This is a genomic window from Halostagnicola sp. A-GB9-2, from assembly GCF_030068615.1.
Taxonomy (GTDB): Archaea; Halobacteriota; Halobacteria; order Halobacteriales; family Natrialbaceae; genus Halostagnicola.
The window spans coordinates 75,630-93,141 of record NZ_JASJOC010000012.1; the positions used below are offsets into that span (position 1 = coordinate 75,630).

The following is a 17,512-nucleotide window of genomic DNA, read 5'->3' on the forward strand; positions in this document are numbered from 1 at the left end:
GAGGTGCGACTTGAGATATTCCTTATAACCAGCACCGCGTTCGCAGATCAATCGCCAGCAGCCACTCCGGAAGTCCACCGATCCCAGTCATCGCGGCGCCGAAGAGAAACTTCACGGGTCAACCTCGTTGACGTCGCCATACAGGCCTCGCAAGTCGTCCCTCGTTATCCCGACTGTCGACAGCGGCTCGCGGGTTTCTTCGAGCAATTGCTGATCCCAGTGGGGAATCTCGAACGTTCCTGACGATCGTTGACTCACCGTAGTTTCGCCCTGTAGTCTATGAGGTTCGTTCACGTCGTCTGAATCTTCCAGCAGTAGGCGTTCAGAGAACTGCAGCGACAAGTCGAGTACAAGTCTGAAGAACACGGCACCGAAGTCGAAACGGTCGCTCCGCAGTACACACCGCAGTGATATAGTCACGGCGAATGTGGGTTCACGCATGAGGACAACCGTGATGGTGACGAGTTCGAGTGCTTGGACTGCGGAAAGGAACTCCATGCGGATTACAATGCTGCTCGAAACGTGGCGTCGCGTCTTGTCCAGAACTGGCTCAAGTCTGGTGCTGGACGGGATACCAGTCAACTAGCCCTGAAGTCAGGAACGATAAACGCAAACGGTCGTTTCAGACCTACTGCACTCAGCAGTTAGAGCGGAAGTTCACTGACAAGCCCCGACCCTTGAGGTCGGGGTTGTTGACGCGCGTCGGAAACCGAAACGGTACGCAAGTTCTGAGCGTCAATCCGGCAGGAAGCGATTGTACAACGAAGCGAGAGCGTATCCACTGGTAAACCCGTCCACAAACGCCCAGCCAGCACCGATGATGAGTCCGGTTCTGGTCTCGTTGAAGCCGCGGTACATGTCCGCGAGTAGCTGTTCCCACCGTTTTCCCCACCCCACTCGAGCAGTGAGACCGATGGCCGCCACCGCGCCAGCCCAGAATATCCCACACGCCAATCCGAACGCATTTGGCTCCAGTCGAGATGGTTCCGAAATCGTGGTCTGGCGCGGTTCTTGCATCGTCTCGGAATCTTGTTGTTTCCCTTTGGTTCTGATCCAGTTGCTCATACTAACACCTCTCGAGCCGTGACAGCGGGGTGTTTCGGTCGGCTCACATAGACGCATGGCAACCCTGTATATAATACCATAACGACACTATCGGATAAATTACCGTCAGTGTGACGGTGCGGACTGGTGAACGATGTTTCTCCGCACTGACCGATCTGATCCGTCAAATACCGAGAAAGAATCCGCACCACATCCGTGCTATCCATCTTGCAGAGACGCAACGAGCTGCCGAACAGTTGTCAGAACCAGCGTGCAAGATATAGAGGATCAACTTATTGGTGCAGGCGATGTATTATCTCTATATGCCCGAAGAAGTCCTGTTCAAATCAGAGAGCGACCAGACCCGAGAAGAAATTGCATCGTATCTTCGCAGTGTCGCTGATAAGCTCGAACAAGGAGATTCGATCACGCTAAAATCCGGTTCCGAGTCCGTGACGATGGAGCCGCCAGCCCGCCCGACGTTTGAGGTCAAAGCCGAACGCGAAGGACCAACGGACGGGCCCGGTGAATTGAGCATTGAGTTCGAACTCGAATGGGACGAGAACGGCAGTGAGGGGAACGGTCGGAACGGTCAATTAAAAATCGAGTGATCAATTAGCACCCGTAGTCAGCGATGGATCCACGAGAATAAATGTCTCCACAATAGTGTTTCAATAGAGCCGCTTAGATCTTCACGCATCTCTCCGAAGCTGTCTGACAGTGATACTTAGGGTGCTAGATGACGTCGTTCGGTGCATGCTCTCACGAATTCTGGTTCCGATGGACGACTCCGAACATGCTGGCCACGCTCTCGAATACGCACTGGTGAACCATCCCAACGCCGAAGTTACCGTCTTACACGTCGTCGGTGTTCCTTCGATGATGATGGGTGACGCAGTGAGTCTTGCTCTCGAAGATGACCTGAATGAAGCCGCTGCCGAACGTTCCGAGCCGGTCTTCGAACGGGCTCATGAAATCGCTGACGAGCGTGATCGCGAAATCGTCACGGTCGTAGGGACCGGTCATCCAGCTAGGAATATCCTCGACCGAGCTGATGACTTTGATACGATTGTGCTTGGAGCCCATGGCGAAGACTGGAGTCGTGCAACTCACCGATTTCTCGTCGGAAACATCGCTGAGATGGTATCGAAGCGTGCGCCGATCCCCGTAATAATTGTACGGTAGGTCTATATGTGACTCAGTCAACATTCCTCGGAAATGTAATATGGTTTCATCATTCAGCGTTGGCTGCGATACTCGCGATAAGTTTACCTACGGTATGAGTGCTGACTTCGCTTTTGCAGTAGCCAAAAGTATCTCAGAAGCATTCAGTCCACAGACGTTATTGGTCGGAGAACTCGAAACAGAAGAGCAGAAAACGCGAACGGGGATCAGTACGCACCTCCGAGACTTGGCCAACCAACTTAATAACGGTGGGAACATGCTCGATCTCGGAGGAACGGAAGCACAGTTGAACCCGACAGAGTCTGTGACATTTAAACTCGAAGGCGAATCGGACTGGTCTCAAGGCGATACAGAGGCAAAACAGAGTATCGAGTTTGAACTGGTGTGGCGGCGGGGAACCACCACTGCCGAGGAGGGAACATTAGACATCCAAGAGTAACCTCCCCATATCCTGTGTCACAGTGGGACACGGTACCGAGCAATTAGTGATGCATATACCATCTATCTGATAACTAAGTGTGACAAATCTATCACTCGCAGAGGATCTCAACAACACTGGAGAAAACCATCTCATTCCGTGGCGTCTCTACTCGACCGCTCGTAGTACCCGGGTGGTCGAATGGCGTGACTGATGCCCGTCCACTCTTCGACCTCGAACTCGTAAAATCGGGTTTCATCTTGCTCGCTTGCTGTTTGGATCAGTTCCGGCTGCCACGCCGGGATTTGTGTCGCTGAGAGCTCCGACCGTTCCTCTTCTGGCAGCCGTCGAATCGTCCCTTCGAGGAGGACGCTTTGCCAGTGAAACATTGTCTCGGCGTTGTAGACGAGGAAACTGGAGACGTCGGAACGGTCCGCGAACTCCGCTTTTTTACTTTGTCCTCCCAGAAGGAACGAGAAGTAGAGGCGTGATCCTTCGTCGTACCCGAACGACATAGGGAGGAGATACGGCGCCCCCGACGCGGGGAGTCCGAGAATTCCCACGTTCCGAATCGAGAGAAAACGCTCGATGGCTTCGCCGTCCATCCGTTCGATCCCGTACGTACCGAGTTCGTCGACGGTCATCTCGACTCGAGGTACGATTCCAACCACCATAAACCGAACACGGAAATCGGCGTATAACGTACCCCGGACGACCCCGATGTACCGGAAGAAACACCAGATCGATCTGTCCACCGTTCGTACGACTGGTCCACCGCACACTCCGTATTGATTACCGGAGCGCTCGCGACGAGAACGATCGCGCCCTCCGGTCAATTCCGCTGGGATTCGGATTGAGACGATGGTTGCGCTCTCCACGGCCGTCGATGCGTGAGGTGCACGAGTCATCACGTTGACGATCACCGGGATACGAACGGCAGCCTCGGACTTACCGCTTCTACGAACTGGTTTCAGAGTTCGCCCGGAGAACGATCGCTCGTGACAGCGTGAATCGCCGACCCATAACTCGAATGTGTGGATCTGTATTTAGAGTGAGAAACGCTGGATCTAGCCTGTCTTGACATCCACCCACGACTTTAGTCGTGGGCTTTCTCCTTGGTTCTGTGTAACTACCGGCGATTTCCGTGGGTTCGAGTACTTGCCTCCGAAGAGATCCGTGAAGGGGAGCGTAGTTGCTGTTGCAGAATCTGTACAGTGTGGCAGCGAACTGCGCATGGAATGAGCGATACCGAATCAATACCGATCGAAGATCTGGTCTTGAATCCGAACAAATAGAAGCATCAAAACAACGAATGCGACGACCCCTGTGCCAATCTGCAGCCAGTGGATTCCCTCGAGTGGAACTACACCGAAGAGAACGCCAATCGGTGTATACAGAATAACCAACTGTAACGCGAGCGTGACGACCACTGCGATCACTAGCCAAGGATTCGAGAGAAGACCCAGATTATACCGCCATCGGATCGCCTGGATACGAACCATCTCGAAGAGAACGAACGAGGTGAACACCATCGTCTGGGCGAGTTCGAGGTTCGCGCGGTGAACGTAAAATAGCGGCAGGATAGTAACCGTCATAAAGACCGCGATGCCGACGATCGACGTTGCGATGCGATCTGTGATTACGCTCTCGTCGATCGGTCGCGGCGATCGTTCCATCACGTCGTCGGCCTCAGGGTCAACACCGATAGTCAACGCGGGTGCGCCGTCGGTAACGAGGTTGATCCAGAGAATCTGAATAGGGGTGATAACGAGGCCGAGTCCGGCGATGGCTCCGGTGAAGACTAACAGCACTTCCCCTGCGTTCCCCGAGAGGAGGTAATTGACGAACTTCCGGACGTTGTCGAAGATACGTCGTCCCTCGCGAACGGCGTTCCGAATCGTCGCGAAGTTGTCGTCCAGCAGAACGATATCTGACGCTTGCTCGGTGACGTCCGTTCCGCGAATCCCCATGGCGATACCGACATCCGCGTTCTTGACCGCCGGTGCATCGTTAACGCCGTCACCAGTCATCGCAACGGTGTGTCCCATTTCCTGAAGAGTTTGCAGGATTCGAACTTTGTGCTCTGGGGCTGCTCGAGCGAATACATCGACGTTGTGGAGCGCTTGGCGGAGCTCGTCGCCTTCCATCTCGCTGACCTCCGATCCGGTCAGAACTTGGTCCGAGAGGCCGACCTCGTCACCGATCGCACGAGCGGTTATTGCGTTGTCGCCGGTGATCATGACGACCCTGATACCCGCGGCTTGACACCCCTCAATCGCCGCTGGAACCTCCGGTCGAGGCGGGTCGAGCATTCCCTGTAACCCTAGAAACACGAGATCGGTTTCTATCTCCTCAGTAATCGGGGTCGAGACATCGTCAACCGCTCGATACGCAAATCCCAACACGCGCAACGCATCTCCTGCGAACGTCTCGATTCGCTCGTGAACCTCCGACCGTCGTTCCGTCGAGAGCGGTCGAACCTCGCCGTCGATCAGCTCTCGATCGCATCGCTCAAGAATGACTTCGGGAGCGCCTTTCACGTATGCGACCGTCTCGTCGTCGGGCGTCTCGTGGACCGTTGTCATCCGCTTTCGTTCGGACGTGAACTCGATTCCATCAACCCTGGGATATCTACGCCGACACGCATCCGGATCGATCCCGATCGTTTGCGCAGCGACGAACAGCGCTACCTCGGTTGGGTCCCCTAAGTACGATCGTTCGCCACCTTCACGACGTCCAACATCGGTATCGTTACACAGGAGGCCACATCTGAACAATTCGGCGACACAATCCAAGTGTAGTTGACCCTCATCGAGAGACGTTCCGTGAACGACCTCATGCTCACTTCCCGCCATCCCGTACACGTCGTCTCCGGCGTACACCCGCTGGACGGTCATTTCCTCTTCGGTGAGCGTCCCGGTCTTGTCCGTACAGATAACGTCGACCGAGCCGAGGGACTCGACGATCGAGAGCCGTCTCACGAGGGCGTTCTTCGCAGCCATCCGTCGGGCACCGAGGGCGAGTGAAAGTGTGACCACGGCAGGCAGTCCTTCCGGAACCGCCGAGACGGCGAGACTGACAGCCGTGAGAAAAATCGTGAGTGGGTCGGTCTCACCGACGAGTAACTCCGCGACGACGATGACGCCGACCGCCAGCACGACACCGACTCCGATCGATTTCCCAAGTTGATCCATTTCGGTCTGAAACGGCGTCTTGCGGACTTGTGCCGACTCGAGTGCCCGAGCGATCGATCCCATCTCGGTATTTGATCCAGTCTCGACGACGACGGCCATCGCTGATCCTCGAGTAACGACGGTATCTTTGTAGACCATGTTTCGCCGCTCCGCAAGCGCAGTCTCATCGGCGAGGGCAGCCGCACGTTTCGATACCGCCATGCTTTCACCCGTGAGCGCGGATTCGTCGACGCTGAGGTTTGACTCGGAAAGAAGGCGGCCGTCGGCCGGAACGGCATCACCGGCGGAGATCATCGTAACGTCCCCAGGAACTACGTTCCGAGCATCGATCTCCGTCCGTTCTCCATTTCGGAGGACAGTCGCGTCCGTCGTTGCCAGTTCCCTGAGGGCGGCGATGCTCTGTTCGGCTCGGTAGTCCTGAACGAAGCCGAAGAGAGTGATCAAAACGACGATCGCGAGTATCACGCCGGCGTCGAAGTAGTGGCCGACGAACAGCATTACCGCCGCCGCGACGACCAACAGCCAGATGAGCGCTGAAGTATACTGTTCGAGAAAGACGCGAAGCGGAGAGATTTTATCCTCGAGTACGAGTTCGTTCCGGCCGTATCGAGCGAGTCGTTGCCTTGCCTCAGCATCATCGAGCCCGCCCGGGAAGGTCTCGAGTGTCTTGTAGATGTTCTCGAGCGATATTGCGTGCCATCGCTCGTCGGTTTCCGTAACGGACGGCGTTTCGGCCGATCGATCGGCACTCGAGTGCTGGCTCATGTGATTTTGGTGCGGGTGCTACGTGTACAACAGAGCGGCGTCCAATCTGCGAGTCCATCGTTCGGTTCGAGCTATCATCGTAGTGTAGCACTCGATTTCGTACTCTAAATCACCGGTACTGAACTGCTGCGATCCGACCCTACGTGCGTTGACGGAAACTGGGGTCATGAAACACGAGTGTGTGACAGCATGACTATCCCGAATTCTGTATCTGCTCTCATCGGGTTGGTAGAAAACACTCATTCGTTCGTCTCACTCACCCCATACGGGCGATTGACCAAGGCAGTATATGAACGTCACCCATCCGAGAAAGAGCCCTGCGACGATCAGCAGAAAATCGACAAAAGATGTCCCCCATACCACATCTACACCAACTCCAACGCTCAATGTTAACAGGCTAACGAAGATTCCGACGTGACAAATTTTTTCGGTGTTCATCATGCGTGTCTCTTTCGACGAGGGCTTACTAATCACTTGGCGAGTCAGAGTTCGAGACAGTCGTTCGTAGACTTCTTCTCGATGGCAGCACCCGAGATCGTCACCGTCCCTGCGTGTCTGTTATGCATCCTCCACTCGTTGTGTTATCTGCTTCATGTGGGACCTGTACCTGATGCTCGTGCTGATTGGCGGCCTGACGTTGGCTCTCAGTCTGGCGGCAGGGACTCTACAGAGCCGGGGGTACCTCCCCGCCGAGTCGATCCTCGCGGTTCTCTTTGGAATCGCCGTCGGTCCTCATGGGTTCACCATCTTCCCGCTGCCCGTCCTTAGTAACCCGCTTTTTTTCATCGAGCAGATCTCATTGATAACCGTTGCGTTTGCAGTGACAAGTATTGCGCTTCGTCTCCCGGCCACGTATTTCAGACGCCACGCTGTGTCGATGGCAGCGCTCCTCGGTCCTGGAATGCTCGTGATGTGGCTGGCGAGCGGTTTCGTAACCTACACACTACTCCCCGTCCCGTTCTGGGTTGCTCTGCTAATCGGCGCTGCAATTACACCGACGGATCCGGTTTTGGCGAACTCGATCGTCGTCGGTGAGACCGCAGCGCAGAACATTCCAGAGCGGATACGGTTTCTGCTCTCCGCCGAGGCTGGCGCAAACGATGGCGGGGCCCACCCGTTCGTCGTCATCGCCATCCTTCTTCTCGCACAGCCGCTTGATTCCGCCCTCGCGACGTGGGCGACGGAGACGATTCCGCTGGAAGTGCTTGGAGCGATCGTCTTTGGCCTGGCCGTCGGTGCCGGTGTCGGTCGACTTGAGGACTGGCTGAGCAACTTTGGTCTCATGGAAGAGACATCCGTGCTTACCGTTACGGTCGCACTCACCTTCACGGTGCTTGGAAGTGCCGAACTTCTCGGATTCAACGGTATCCTCGCCGTTTTCGCGGCGGGATTCACCTACAACTGGCAGTCTGATCCCCAGGACGAAGCCAAGGAGCAACAAGTCGAAGAGGTGTTCAATCGGCTATTCACTATCCCCGTGTTCGTCATCTTTGGGATGGTACTTCCCTGGAGCGAATGGGCGTCTCTGGGATGGCGGGGGTTTGCACTCGTCGTCGCCGTTTTGCTGGTTCGGCGACTCCCGATGATGTTCGCTCTCCGGCCGGCAATCCGGCCCCTGAATTATCCTGCAGATACGCTGTTCGTCGGCTGGTTTGGGCCGATTGGGATAACCGCCCTATTCTACGCAACCCTGGCGGCCCGGGAAACGGGCAGCGAGATCATCTGGACTGTCGTCAGTCTTGTTGTAGCTGGTTCCATCCTCGCTCACGGCGCCACGTCGACACTGTTTACGTTGTGGTATGGTCAATTGGTCGGCGACGCTGAACGGCTGTGACCCCCAAGACAATTGTGGAGACCTATACGGGCTGTATGCCCACTCCTTTGGATTCTTGCAAGGGGCTAGTCAGAGCCTCGTGTTCTGTGATACGTGTTGAAAACCTGTCTCCTTCAATCCCAACGCATTTTGTTTACTGTTTCGGGAATCAAACGAGATTCTCATAAAGTTAGGGCCAATGGCAGTCAAATATTCAAACCGAATAGGAGTCCCATGATACCGATTACGAACGCGTAGATCGGAATGAGGTAGCGCCAGATCGCGTTCGGGACGACTCGGACCGCGTAGGGAGCGACCACCGCTGCGAGAAAGCCACCGGCAAAGACCGATGGGAGAAGCCGGAGATCGATCGGAACCCCGTAATACAACAAGAGAAGAAACGAGAACACGCCGACTATCGAAACGATACCCTCCGCGAGCGTCGTGATCGCAACGGCGCTCTTTTCGTACACTCCGGAGAGGATTTGCCCCAGTGTGACGACGGGTCCGTAGCCCCCACCACCGATCCCCTTGTTCACACCGGCCAGCAGCGCGAACGCGACGAGCCGCCGAGGTCTGTATTCGATTCTCGTTCGCAACTTCGCGCGCAACAATCCAATCGCTCCCATCGTCAACACGAGGAACGAAACGTACGTTTTGATGGTTGCGTCTGAAAGTTTGAGGGCATAATACGTGAGTACCACAGACCCAAGCACCGCGACGGAACCGAACCCCACGAGCAAGAGCAGCAGTTTTGTCTCCTCGTTGAGCGGGCGCACGGAGAACGTGACGTTGTCGACGTTGTGATGGACGGCGCCAGCCACAAGCCCGGTAAGCGTTTCAGATAATAATAGGACGGGTACGATTTGCAGCGGGTCGTACCCGAGAACGAACAGTAGCGGTGCGAGCCCCGTGCCGAATCCCATCCCTGCCGCGGAATCCGTCGTTTCGAGGAGAAACGCGATGAGGACGACAACCGGGACGAGGGGGAGCGTTTGCGTTTCCCCGTCGAACAAGAGCGTCAATCCAACGATCATCGCGACGTATATCGCACCCAGCAGCACGAACTGCCGAAGTGCTGATCTCGGCAACCGCATCCGTTCGACCGACGTTCGCTCGCGGTCCAACGCTTCCGCTTCGACGCCGATTCGGCGAGGGGGCGCCTCTGAAGGGATCTGTGACGCCCTCGGTCCTGTGTCCGGTCCGTCTGCTTGGTGATCCACGTATTCCTCAAAAATTATGACAAGTACTCCGAAAACCACTTGGCGGCGTGATCGGCCACCGACTCGAGTGCGCCTGGTTCTTCGAAGAGATGCGACGCGCCTTCAACGACCTCGAGCGACTTTTCCCCCGCCAGCAGTTCGAGCGCTTCCTCGTTCCACTCGAGAACGGGATGGTCGTTCCCACCGACAACAAACATCGTCGCTGTAGATACCTGATCGAGGATATCTTCCGCCATGTCGACGCGACCACCGCGCGAGACGACGGCCGCGATCTCGATTTCGGGTCGTGCCGCGGCGCGGAGTGCCGCCGCGGACCCGGTACTGGAACCGAAGTAGCCGATCTTCAGGTCGGCAGTGTCCTCGCGGCTGCGAACCCATCGCGTCGCGCCGACGAGCCGATCGGTCAACAGGGGGATATCGAACCGCGTTTCGTACGTTCGATCCTCGGCCTCGGTGAGCAGGTCGAACAACAGCGTTCCGACGCCGCGCTCGCGAATCCGTTCGGCGACGAAGTTGTTGCGCGGACTGTGTCGGCTGCTGCCGCTTCCGTGCGCGAACAGGACGAGACCGGTCGCACCGTCCGGCACGATCAACTCTCCTTCGAGCGGGACCTCATCGACGGTGACCGTGACGATCAAGTTTACGTTCGTTCCCATTGCTGATGGTTCGACGACCACGCTATTGAGTCTGGAGGGGCAACCGAACTTCGATCGGATTCGGTCTCCGCGCGACGATCCGGCGACACTTCACCCTGATTGACTTTCAGCAGACGTGGGCGCCAGCACGGAAACGAACTTGATGCTCGGAATCGAACGTCGAAGTGACGGCTCGCCTCCATGGAAACCATCGTTACACCCACAGCAGAGCATCTCGACCTCGACGCCGCGCGACTGGACTCGCATCCCCAGAACGAGTCTCGATTGTTTCCTGACGGCGAGGTGTACGTCCAGCTCGAATCGGTGGCCGACATCGAATCCGCACTCCTTGTCCACTCGGGCCAGCCGCGGCCGAACCAAGGACTGGCGTACCTGTACGGACTGCTCGATCTACTCACGAAACACGACATCCTGATCACCCTCTGTTTCACCTACGTGCCCTACGGCATGCAGGACAAGTCGTTCTATTCAGGAACGGTGAACTACGCTCGAGCGCTCTTAGACCACGTCACGCGGTATCCCGTTCGACAGGTGTACGCGATCGACCCCCACTTCAGCCATCGTGACTGGATCACGGAGTATCCGGTGAGCCACCTGCATGCCTTTCCGTTCGTTCAAGAACGAGTGAACGCCGATCTCGACGAGTACATCGTCGTCGGCCCGGATCTCGGCGCAGTAGATCGATTTGGGATTCCCAGCTACGAGAAGACTCGGAACGGTGCCTACGAGGTCGAACTCGAAGGTGAACTCGACGTCGAGGGACGGAACGTGTTGGTGTTCGACGATCTCATCGAGACCGGCGGAACGATGGTCGCGGCCTACAATCGACTCAAAAGCCAGGGTGCGGATACGGTAGTCGCAGCAGCGGTTCACGGTGTGCTCGACGAAGGCATCCAACGCGTTCAGGGCGCGTACGACGGTCTCTACCTGACGAATACGATCGAGACGGACGCGGGGAACGTCTCTATTGAACCCCTCATTCAGACCGTACTCGAGTGAGCGACACTCCAAACACAAGACGTGCCCGTCTGACCGGACCCTATGACGAACTTACTGCACGAATATGACCCACGAAATCGCGTACATTCTCGGGAGCGTCGCTCTCGTAAGCTCGCTCGCGCTCGTCGGCGTGCTCTTCTTCTCCCTTCGAGAAGAGCGACTGCAGACGGTGTTGACGTACCTCGTCAGTTTCGCGGCGGGAACGCTCTTCGGCGGGACGTTCCTCCACCTTCTCCCGGAACACGTCGCAGAATACGGATTCGATACGACAACCGGCGTACACCTCTTGAGCGGTATTTTCCTCGCGTTCGTCGTCGAGCGGTTCATCTTCTGGCATCACCACCACCGGCCACACGAGGTTCCCGTCAGCGAACTACCGTACATGATTCTCCTGGGAGACAGCGTCCACAACGCAATCGATGGGATGATTATCGCCGCGAGTTACTTCGTCTCGATACCGCTCGGCATCGCGACGACGGTCGCGGTCGCAGCCCACGAAATTCCGCAGGAAATTGGTGACTTTGGTGTGCTCGTGTACGGCGGATTCTCGCGTACCAAGGCTATCGCGTACAATTTTGTTTCGGCACTGACGGCGTTTCTGGGGGCTGCGTTCGTCATTATGCTCGCGGATTCCGTAACCAGTCTCATCCAGATCCTGATCCCGATCGCCGCCGGGAACTTTGTCTATATCGCTGGGAGCGATCTCATCCCAGAGTTTAAAGACGAGTCGGATCCCCGTCGAGCGACCGCACAGCTCGTTGCGTTCGTTCTGGGAATCGCCCTCCTCTACGTTCTGGCGTAGCGACCGTTCGCGGTGGAGTTCGCTTACAGGACTAGCAGTTGCTGCTCACCCGACCGTAAGTATCGGATGCGACGTTCGCCGGAGGACACGGGCCGTCGTACTTCCGATCAAGTCTCCCGCTGCACCGCCTCGTCCCCTGGTTCCCAGTACGACGATATCCCCACCGACTTCGTCGACGTACTCGATGATCTCGTCGTGAGGGACACCTCGAAGAACGTCAGTTCCCACCGAAAGACCGCGGTCGCGTCCTTCGGCGGCGATCGCTCCCACCGCGTTCTGTCCGCCTTGCTTCAACAGTCCGATTATACTCCTCGGGGAGTCCTCGAGATTGTACGTCATCGTGTCGATGACGTAGGCAACGCACACTTCTGAATCATATGCCTCAGCGATTTCGATACCGCGTTCTGCGGCGCGCTCAGCGACGTCGCTTCCGTCCGTGGCTATCACGACGCGGGCGTACTCGATCGAGTCGATGTCGGCACCATCCTCGTCCGTCAACGGAACGGCTAGCACCGGGGAATCGGCGAGGGTGATCACGCGTTCGGTTGTACTCCCGAGCGCTACTCGTTCGGCCCCGGTTCGACCGTGGGTTCCCATGACGATCAGATCGATGTCGTGCTCGTCCGCGTATTCGAGGATGATTCGATACGGAACTCCTTCGTGAACGGTTCGGGTCACATCGATACCAAGTTCTGAAGCTCGTTCCTGGATACGTGCAGTGGCCCGCCGTCCCCACTTTTCAAATGGTCGGCGTATTCTTTCACGCTGTGTACGATCGAGACCGGCAGGTCCAGTTTTGGCTTCGACGACGTGAAGAACGTGTACGGTCGCCCCAAATTTCCGTGCAAAGGCGAGCGTTCGGATCACCGCTCCGTTGGAACCGCCGCTACCGTCTACCGGGGCGAGGATGGTTGAGTACATCCGGATCATCAGCCAGTACGTTTGCTGATCATATGAAACGACCACAATAGGTAGTCGTCCCGTTCCCGACAACGCCGGTCGCGGTTCGTCGGGTCGCAGGCGACTCATCGAAGCAATTCCCATACGATTGCCGTCGTCCGGTAGCGGTCGTTCGACGGGTCGCAATTATTTCGTTCGCATCGTGGTCCTCACTCCCACAGACCATGAACCAGTCGACGTTCGGTCACATCGGGCCTTGCGACCTCTCGCTGTTTACCTACGGCACGAGAGAGTTCCAATCATGCATCGAAAATCCGCCTCTAGACCAGTGAAACGGAGCACGCTCGCAACGACGCCCGACGAACTCGTCTGTCACCTGCGTGAAGCGGGTGCGACGAGCGTTTATCTCTCTCGCACCGACGCCTTTCGTGGCGGGGTACTTTCGATCGTGGCCACCTATGCGACCACTCCCGATGAGACAGTGTACGGGACAGAGCCAGAGACAACTCGCGAAATGTTACGGAGCGTTTTCAACGCCATCGGCGACCGACTCTGGTTTCACGGTCGTGAGTGGAACGTAGAGTAGGACGTCGAGCCCGCGTTCGACGAGCCGCGAACGGACCTCGTTCCGCTGTACGATCGATGTATCGAACAAAAGTACGGAGGCGGATTCAATCTCTGGAATCTGTATTTCGTTTACGAAGAGCGTCTGGAGTCGAACGGCAGTTCGTGAACGAGACGCTCGCACACCGATCAGATCATCGGCGTTCGTCTCATTGAAGGTTTCAGAGGATCCGATCCCGAGAGTATTTCCACGGTCGACAGGGGATGCCGCGGACACGTGATCATTCGAAAGCGGTTCGTGCTGCCTCGAACTTCTTGGTGTGCTCGGAAGCGAAATATGAACGTATGTATCGGCTCGCAGATCGGACCACAATCACTCGTTCTCGGATTGCGGCCCACCGCCAGTCTGTGCCTCTTCGGCGTCACCCCAGCCGCCGGCGTCGACGACTTCGAACAGTTTCTCCCAGTTCTCGTCCCGTCGATCTTCGGGGAGTTGGTCGCGGAGTTGCCGAAAATCGGACGAGGGAACTTGCGTACGAACGAGATCCACGATGACGCGAGCGTGGTACGCGGCCTCAGGCCGGTCACAGCCTTCGATCTCGCTCACTCGCGAGACAAACTCCTTCCAATCGAATCGCTGGCCGTGTCCATGAACGGACCCGGTCATGTACCAGCGAATCTCCATGGGGAGCGATGCCGCGAGATCCTCGGCTGCTCCTTCCGTAATCCGCTCTCCGAGCGTCATGAGCGTGGCTCTGATCGCGCGGACGGTTTCGCCAGTTCCTGGTAGCTCGAGGCGGTGCTGAACCTCGCCGGTGAACTCGTCGAAATTCATGGGACTCGAGGATACCACACCGCTTAGCAGCATAAACCCCCTCCGTCAGTACCAATTGGCCTCTTCGGAAGTTGCGCTGCGATCGGTCGCTGCACGCGTAGAAAGTAATTTAGATCCGATCGTAGCAGTGAGATCTGACAAAAAGAGGCGTTTGGTAGATCGATTGACCTTTGGAAACTATATATTTGATCCGAGCGTGAGGGAATCACGTCCATGTACGACACGATCCTCGTCGCAACTGACGGAAGCGACGCCGCAAATCGCGTAGTCGACCACGCGTCCGACCTCGCCTCGTCGTTCGATGCCGACCTTCACGCGATTTACATCGTCGATACGACGCGGTACGGACAGGCAGTGCTGACCGAAGCCAGTGGCGTCCTCGAAGAACTCAAGGAACACGGTGAGAAGATTCTCGAAGACGTCGCCGCCCTCTCGGACGTCGACGTCACGTCCGAAATACGAAGCGGACGCCCCGACGAAGAGATCACCGCTTACGCCGCGGTCATCGGGGCCGATCTCGTCATCCTCGGCAATCGCGGTCTCGGTGCGGGCCCCAGTGCAGAACTCGGTAGTGTTGCCGAACGGGTCGTTCGGAACGCGGGACGGCCAGTGATTACGGCCTGATCGAAACGTATCGAAAATCGCGATGAAAGGTATATGAGCGGATCCGATGTACGACACGATCCTCGTCCCGACCGACGGAAGCGATCCCGCAAACCGCGCCGTCGAACACGCCCTGGCCCTCGCAGATCGATATGACGCTCGGGTTCACGCGTTGTACTGCGTGGAGACACATCGTTACGGAGAACCGGCGTTGAGTAGCACTGAGATCGTACTCGATCAACTCGAAGATCAGGGGCAAGAGATGCTCAAGGAGTTAGGGGATCGCGCAGATAACGCTGGCATTGAGTGCACGTGGGATGTCTGTCACGGCCGGCCCTGGGAGGAAGCCCTCGAAGTAGTCGATGAAATCGACGCCGATCTCATCGTGATCGGCTATCAGGGCCAGAGCCACGCTCGCGCCGGCAAGATCGGCAGCGTCGCCGAGCGCATCGTCCGTTCGGCGAATCGACCGGTGTTAACCGCGTGAGCGACGGCGGTAGTTCATTTTTTCTATTGGCTGAGCGGGAGAATTCTTTTTGCCGATCGACATTGATTGATAGCGACCAACATGGCGATTCGCGATGGACAGTCGAATCAGTGAGAACCGAATCGAAGTTACACTATCGACAGCTGTCCGTTCCCACTCATTCGTCAGTTCTCGTGCGCGAGCCACCAGAGGTGCCATCGGTCCTCAATTCGATGGTGCCCTAGCGTTTCGTCTTCAACCATCTCGGAAAGCCGTTCGAATAGTTCGTCGGTCGAAACGTCACACTCATCAGCAATGTACTGAGTGTTCACGACGGGAACCGGCGCGGTGCGAATCGACTCGATTATCTTCGCGGTCGATACTTGCTCGTCACCGGCGGAATCCGAGTGGCGATCAGTCTCTGAACGGGATGGAGTTTCGGATGGCACGCTCTTCGTACTTGTTCGGCCGTATTGAATCTCGCGGCGATTCGGATCGCCTTCCGAGAGATTGAAGCGTCGCTTCCGTATAACATCCGCTAGTTACTAGATATTGACTCTTGTCCGGACACGAACATCACGATCAGTGTGAGTGGGGATTATAATGGAGATAGTGGTACGATGATTGTTATGACGGCAGTCAAAGTCATCCGCGTTATGGGAACGTCAGAAGAATCCTGGGAAGACGCCGCTCACGAAGCGTTCCGCGAAGCGAGCCAGTCGGTCGACGACATCTCCGGTATTCGCGTCGAAAACTGGACGGCGAACGTCGAAGACGACGAAATCGTTCAGTACAAGGCGACGACCGAAATCACGTTCCCGGTCGAACACTGACTGTTCAGCAGTACAACTGCGGCGATAATCAACCGGAATACCGCCAGCACGATCATCGAGGAAATCCCGGTTCCTCGGTTCAATATCTATGTTACTGTACCAAGAGATACTCATCGCGATCGATGGGAGCGTCTCTCCCTGGATCATCGGCTCGACACCGGCACCCTTTTTAACGGTCCGATCTGCCAGCAACCGTTGATCGTACGGTTCGACCGGGCGAATTTCTTGTACTCTCGCGACGTTCACCTGGTATGGGAACGCACGTACTCGTGCCGCTCGACGGCTCACCGCAATCGTGGGCGGCATTCGACCATGCGGTCGCGAACTACGACGGCGAGACGATCACAGCGTTACACGTTGTCGCTCCAATGGAAGGCGTGTACAGCGATTACGGCGGTGGCGGGTACTACGACGCGCAGACCCACCAGCGGGCCGTCGAACGCGGTGAAGAACTCGGTAAAGAGGCGCTTGACAGAGCCGACGACTCGGGAATCCTCGACACGACTGTCCTCGAGACCGCGGTTGAAACGGGACCGCCCGCTCGAACAATCCTCGAGTACGCTGATGAGAACGATGCCGACCACATCATTATGGGCAGCCACGGTCGGTCCGGTGCCACACGAATTTTGCTCGGAAGTGTCGCCGAAACCGTAACGCGGCGGGCACCGGTCCCGGTAACGATCGTTCGGTGACTGACCGCGAACCAGTCATGGTTCTTCGGAACGGATTCGTACTAGATGAGGTCGCGTTGAGGACGCGTCCAGCTCCCACGGTGGAGAGCTTGTTTTCAACACGCTATTAGCCTTTGATGTTAGCAACTGGTCGCATTCGTGCCACTTTTGTCCCGATTCCGAGCGCGTCGCTGACTCGGATCACCTCGTCGACGTCCTTGTAGGCGCCGGGTGCCTCCTCGGTTAACGTTCCCCGCGAACGCGCCTTGACGTAGATGTGTTGGCCCCGGAGCGAGCGCTGGAGTTCGCCGGACCCGTAGGTCTTCTTCGCCTGGGTCCGAGACATCGCTCGCCCGGCCCCGTGCGCGGTCGACCCGAACGTCAACTCGAGGGATCGGTCGCTGCCGGAAAGGACGTACGAACTGGTCCCCATGCTGCCGGGAATGAGAACCGGTTGTCCGACATCGCGGTACGCCTCCGGAATCTCCGGTCGTCCCGCCGGAAACGCTCGCGTCGCCCCTTTTCGGTGAACAAGCACCGT

General features: G+C 57.0%; 20 protein-coding genes and 1 pseudogene. 12 read left to right on the forward strand and 9 right to left on the reverse strand.

The genetic code is table 11. From position 1 onward, the window contains the following. Nucleotides 1-306: 306 nt before the first annotated feature. Nucleotides 307-648 (forward strand): annotated as a pseudogene (locus tag QNM96_RS19660) (transposase); the annotation flags it as partial. 87 nt (nucleotides 649-735) lie between these two features. On the opposite strand, the gene QNM96_RS19665 reads toward QNM96_RS19660, so the two are convergent. Then, nucleotides 736-1,065, reverse strand: a complete 330-nt coding sequence (locus QNM96_RS19665; protein WP_283838501.1) for a bacteriophage holin — start codon at nucleotides 1,063-1,065, stop codon at nucleotides 736-738. Nucleotides 1,066-1,367: 302 nt separating this feature from the next. On the opposite strand from QNM96_RS19665, the gene QNM96_RS19670 reads away from it, so the two are divergent. From QNM96_RS19670 to QNM96_RS19680, 3 genes are all read left to right on the forward strand, one after another. Next, nucleotides 1,368-1,655 (forward strand): amphi-Trp domain-containing protein, encoded by a 288-nt coding sequence (locus QNM96_RS19670; protein WP_283838502.1) that lies wholly within the window; start codon nucleotides 1,368-1,370, stop codon nucleotides 1,653-1,655. 145 nt (nucleotides 1,656-1,800) lie between these two features. Next, nucleotides 1,801-2,229, forward strand: coding sequence for a universal stress protein (locus tag QNM96_RS19675; protein ID WP_283838504.1), 429 nt, complete (start codon nucleotides 1,801-1,803; stop codon nucleotides 2,227-2,229). A 40-nt stretch (nucleotides 2,230-2,269) separates the two neighbouring features. Next, complete coding sequence (locus QNM96_RS19680; protein WP_283838506.1) at nucleotides 2,270-2,668, forward strand: amphi-Trp domain-containing protein; 399 nt, start codon at nucleotides 2,270-2,272, stop codon at nucleotides 2,666-2,668. Between the two features lie 131 nt (nucleotides 2,669-2,799). Here QNM96_RS19680 and QNM96_RS19685 read toward each other — a convergent pair whose 3' ends face one another. Further along, nucleotides 2,800-3,321 carry a pyridoxamine 5'-phosphate oxidase family protein gene (locus tag QNM96_RS19685; RefSeq protein WP_283838508.1) on the reverse strand — a complete coding sequence of 174 codons (522 nt, stop codon included), beginning with the start codon at nucleotides 3,319-3,321 and terminating at the stop codon, nucleotides 2,800-2,802. Between the two features lie 579 nt (nucleotides 3,322-3,900). Continuing rightward, the gene (locus tag QNM96_RS19690) at nucleotides 3,901-6,606 is read right to left on the reverse strand and encodes a calcium-translocating P-type ATPase, PMCA-type (protein WP_283838509.1); all 2,706 of its coding nucleotides are present in this window, start codon (nucleotides 6,604-6,606) and stop codon (nucleotides 3,901-3,903) included. 592 nt (nucleotides 6,607-7,198) lie between these two features. Here QNM96_RS19690 and QNM96_RS19695 point away from each other — a divergent pair. Beyond that, complete coding sequence (locus QNM96_RS19695; RefSeq protein ID WP_283838511.1) at nucleotides 7,199-8,440, forward strand: cation:proton antiporter; 1,242 nt, start codon at nucleotides 7,199-7,201, stop codon at nucleotides 8,438-8,440. Nucleotides 8,441-8,625: 185 nt separating this feature from the next. On the opposite strand, the gene QNM96_RS19700 is transcribed toward QNM96_RS19695, so the two are convergent. Together QNM96_RS19700 and QNM96_RS19705 are read right to left on the reverse strand one after the other, a co-directional pair. Next, nucleotides 8,626-9,642, reverse strand: coding sequence for a sulfite exporter TauE/SafE family protein (locus QNM96_RS19700; protein WP_283838513.1), 1,017 nt, complete (start codon nucleotides 9,640-9,642; stop codon nucleotides 8,626-8,628). Between the two features lie 14 nt (nucleotides 9,643-9,656). Then, nucleotides 9,657-10,298: a dienelactone hydrolase family protein gene (locus QNM96_RS19705; protein ID WP_283838515.1), complete on the reverse strand. Its 642-nt coding sequence runs from the start codon at nucleotides 10,296-10,298 to the stop codon at nucleotides 9,657-9,659. A 180-nt stretch (nucleotides 10,299-10,478) separates the two neighbouring features. Here QNM96_RS19705 and prs point away from each other — a divergent pair, with 180 nt between their 5' ends. Both prs and QNM96_RS19715 read left to right on the forward strand, forming a co-directional pair. Beyond that, complete coding sequence (prs, locus tag QNM96_RS19710) at nucleotides 10,479-11,297, forward strand: ribose-phosphate diphosphokinase (RefSeq protein ID WP_283838516.1); 819 nt, start codon at nucleotides 10,479-10,481, stop codon at nucleotides 11,295-11,297. Nucleotides 11,298-11,361: 64 nt separating this feature from the next. Further along, on the forward strand, nucleotides 11,362-12,099 hold the full coding sequence (locus tag QNM96_RS19715) for a ZIP family metal transporter (RefSeq protein WP_283838517.1): 738 nt from the start codon (nucleotides 11,362-11,364) through the stop codon (nucleotides 12,097-12,099). Nucleotides 12,100-12,144: 45 nt separating this feature from the next. Here QNM96_RS19715 and QNM96_RS19720 read toward each other — a convergent pair whose 3' ends face one another. Beyond that, entirely contained in the window at nucleotides 12,145-13,143 is a 999-nt protein-coding gene (locus tag QNM96_RS19720) for a universal stress protein (RefSeq protein ID WP_345782549.1), read from the reverse strand. A gap of 184 nt (nucleotides 13,144-13,327) precedes the next feature. Here QNM96_RS19720 and QNM96_RS19725 point away from each other — a divergent pair, with 184 nt between their 5' ends. Next, nucleotides 13,328-13,585: a hypothetical protein gene (locus QNM96_RS19725; RefSeq protein WP_283838519.1), complete on the forward strand. Its 258-nt coding sequence runs from the start codon at nucleotides 13,328-13,330 to the stop codon at nucleotides 13,583-13,585. 351 nt (nucleotides 13,586-13,936) lie between these two features. On the opposite strand, the gene QNM96_RS19730 is transcribed toward QNM96_RS19725, so the two are convergent. After that, complete coding sequence (locus QNM96_RS19730; RefSeq protein WP_283838520.1) at nucleotides 13,937-14,398, reverse strand: DUF2267 domain-containing protein; 462 nt, start codon at nucleotides 14,396-14,398, stop codon at nucleotides 13,937-13,939. A gap of 213 nt (nucleotides 14,399-14,611) precedes the next feature. Here QNM96_RS19730 and QNM96_RS19735 point away from each other — a divergent pair, with 213 nt between their 5' ends. Both QNM96_RS19735 and QNM96_RS19740 read left to right on the forward strand, forming a co-directional pair. Continuing rightward, nucleotides 14,612-15,022 carry a universal stress protein gene (locus QNM96_RS19735; protein WP_283838521.1) on the forward strand — a complete coding sequence of 137 codons (411 nt, stop codon included), beginning with the start codon at nucleotides 14,612-14,614 and terminating at the stop codon, nucleotides 15,020-15,022. Between the two features lie 46 nt (nucleotides 15,023-15,068). Then, nucleotides 15,069-15,488, forward strand: coding sequence for a universal stress protein (locus tag QNM96_RS19740; protein WP_283838523.1), 420 nt, complete (start codon nucleotides 15,069-15,071; stop codon nucleotides 15,486-15,488). Nucleotides 15,489-15,652: 164 nt separating this feature from the next. Here QNM96_RS19740 and QNM96_RS19745 read toward each other — a convergent pair whose 3' ends face one another. Beyond that, nucleotides 15,653-15,916, reverse strand: coding sequence for a hypothetical protein (locus QNM96_RS19745; protein WP_283838525.1), 264 nt, complete (start codon nucleotides 15,914-15,916; stop codon nucleotides 15,653-15,655). A gap of 180 nt (nucleotides 15,917-16,096) precedes the next feature. On the opposite strand from QNM96_RS19745, the gene QNM96_RS19750 reads away from it, so the two are divergent. Both QNM96_RS19750 and QNM96_RS19755 read left to right on the forward strand, forming a co-directional pair. Further along, nucleotides 16,097-16,300, forward strand: a complete 204-nt coding sequence (locus QNM96_RS19750) for a dodecin family protein (RefSeq protein ID WP_283838531.1) — start codon at nucleotides 16,097-16,099, stop codon at nucleotides 16,298-16,300. A 251-nt stretch (nucleotides 16,301-16,551) separates the two neighbouring features. After that, a complete protein-coding gene (locus tag QNM96_RS19755) occupies nucleotides 16,552-16,992 on the forward strand; it encodes a universal stress protein (RefSeq protein ID WP_283838527.1) in 441 nt (146 codons plus the stop codon). A 106-nt stretch (nucleotides 16,993-17,098) separates the two neighbouring features. Here QNM96_RS19755 and QNM96_RS19760 read toward each other — a convergent pair. Continuing rightward, nucleotides 17,099-17,512 (reverse strand): RtcB family protein (locus tag QNM96_RS19760; RefSeq protein ID WP_283838528.1); only part of this gene is annotated, 414 nt, incomplete at its 5' end.

Coding starts and splice junctions, on each gene's coding strand:
- QNM96_RS19665 (WP_283838501.1), bottom strand. CDS start 1,065: ATGAGCAACTGGATCAGAACCAAAGGGAAACAACAAGATTCCGAGACG.
- QNM96_RS19670 (WP_283838502.1), top strand. CDS start 1,368: ATGCCCGAAGAAGTCCTGTTCAAATCAGAGAGCGACCAGACCCGAGAA.
- QNM96_RS19675 (WP_283838504.1), top strand. CDS start 1,801: ATGCTCTCACGAATTCTGGTTCCGATGGACGACTCCGAACATGCTGGC.
- QNM96_RS19680 (WP_283838506.1), top strand. CDS start 2,270: ATGGTTTCATCATTCAGCGTTGGCTGCGATACTCGCGATAAGTTTACC.
- QNM96_RS19685 (WP_283838508.1), bottom strand. CDS start 3,321: ATGGTGGTTGGAATCGTACCTCGAGTCGAGATGACCGTCGACGAACTC.
- QNM96_RS19690 (WP_283838509.1), bottom strand. CDS start 6,606: ATGAGCCAGCACTCGAGTGCCGATCGATCGGCCGAAACGCCGTCCGTT.
- QNM96_RS19695 (WP_283838511.1), top strand. CDS start 7,199: ATGTGGGACCTGTACCTGATGCTCGTGCTGATTGGCGGCCTGACGTTG.
- QNM96_RS19705 (WP_283838515.1), bottom strand. CDS start 10,298: ATGGGAACGAACGTAAACTTGATCGTCACGGTCACCGTCGATGAGGTC.
- prs (WP_283838516.1), top strand. CDS start 10,479: ATGGAAACCATCGTTACACCCACAGCAGAGCATCTCGACCTCGACGCC.
- QNM96_RS19715 (WP_283838517.1), top strand. CDS start 11,362: ATGACCCACGAAATCGCGTACATTCTCGGGAGCGTCGCTCTCGTAAGC.
- QNM96_RS19720 (WP_345782549.1), bottom strand. CDS start 13,143: ATGGGAATTGCTTCGATGAGTCGCCTGCGACCCGACGAACCGCGACCG.
- QNM96_RS19730 (WP_283838520.1), bottom strand. CDS start 14,398: ATGAATTTCGACGAGTTCACCGGCGAGGTTCAGCACCGCCTCGAGCTA.
- QNM96_RS19735 (WP_283838521.1), top strand. CDS start 14,612: ATGTACGACACGATCCTCGTCGCAACTGACGGAAGCGACGCCGCAAAT.
- QNM96_RS19740 (WP_283838523.1), top strand. CDS start 15,069: ATGTACGACACGATCCTCGTCCCGACCGACGGAAGCGATCCCGCAAAC.
- QNM96_RS19750 (WP_283838531.1), top strand. CDS start 16,097: ATGACGGCAGTCAAAGTCATCCGCGTTATGGGAACGTCAGAAGAATCC.
- QNM96_RS19755 (WP_283838527.1), top strand. CDS start 16,552: ATGGGAACGCACGTACTCGTGCCGCTCGACGGCTCACCGCAATCGTGG.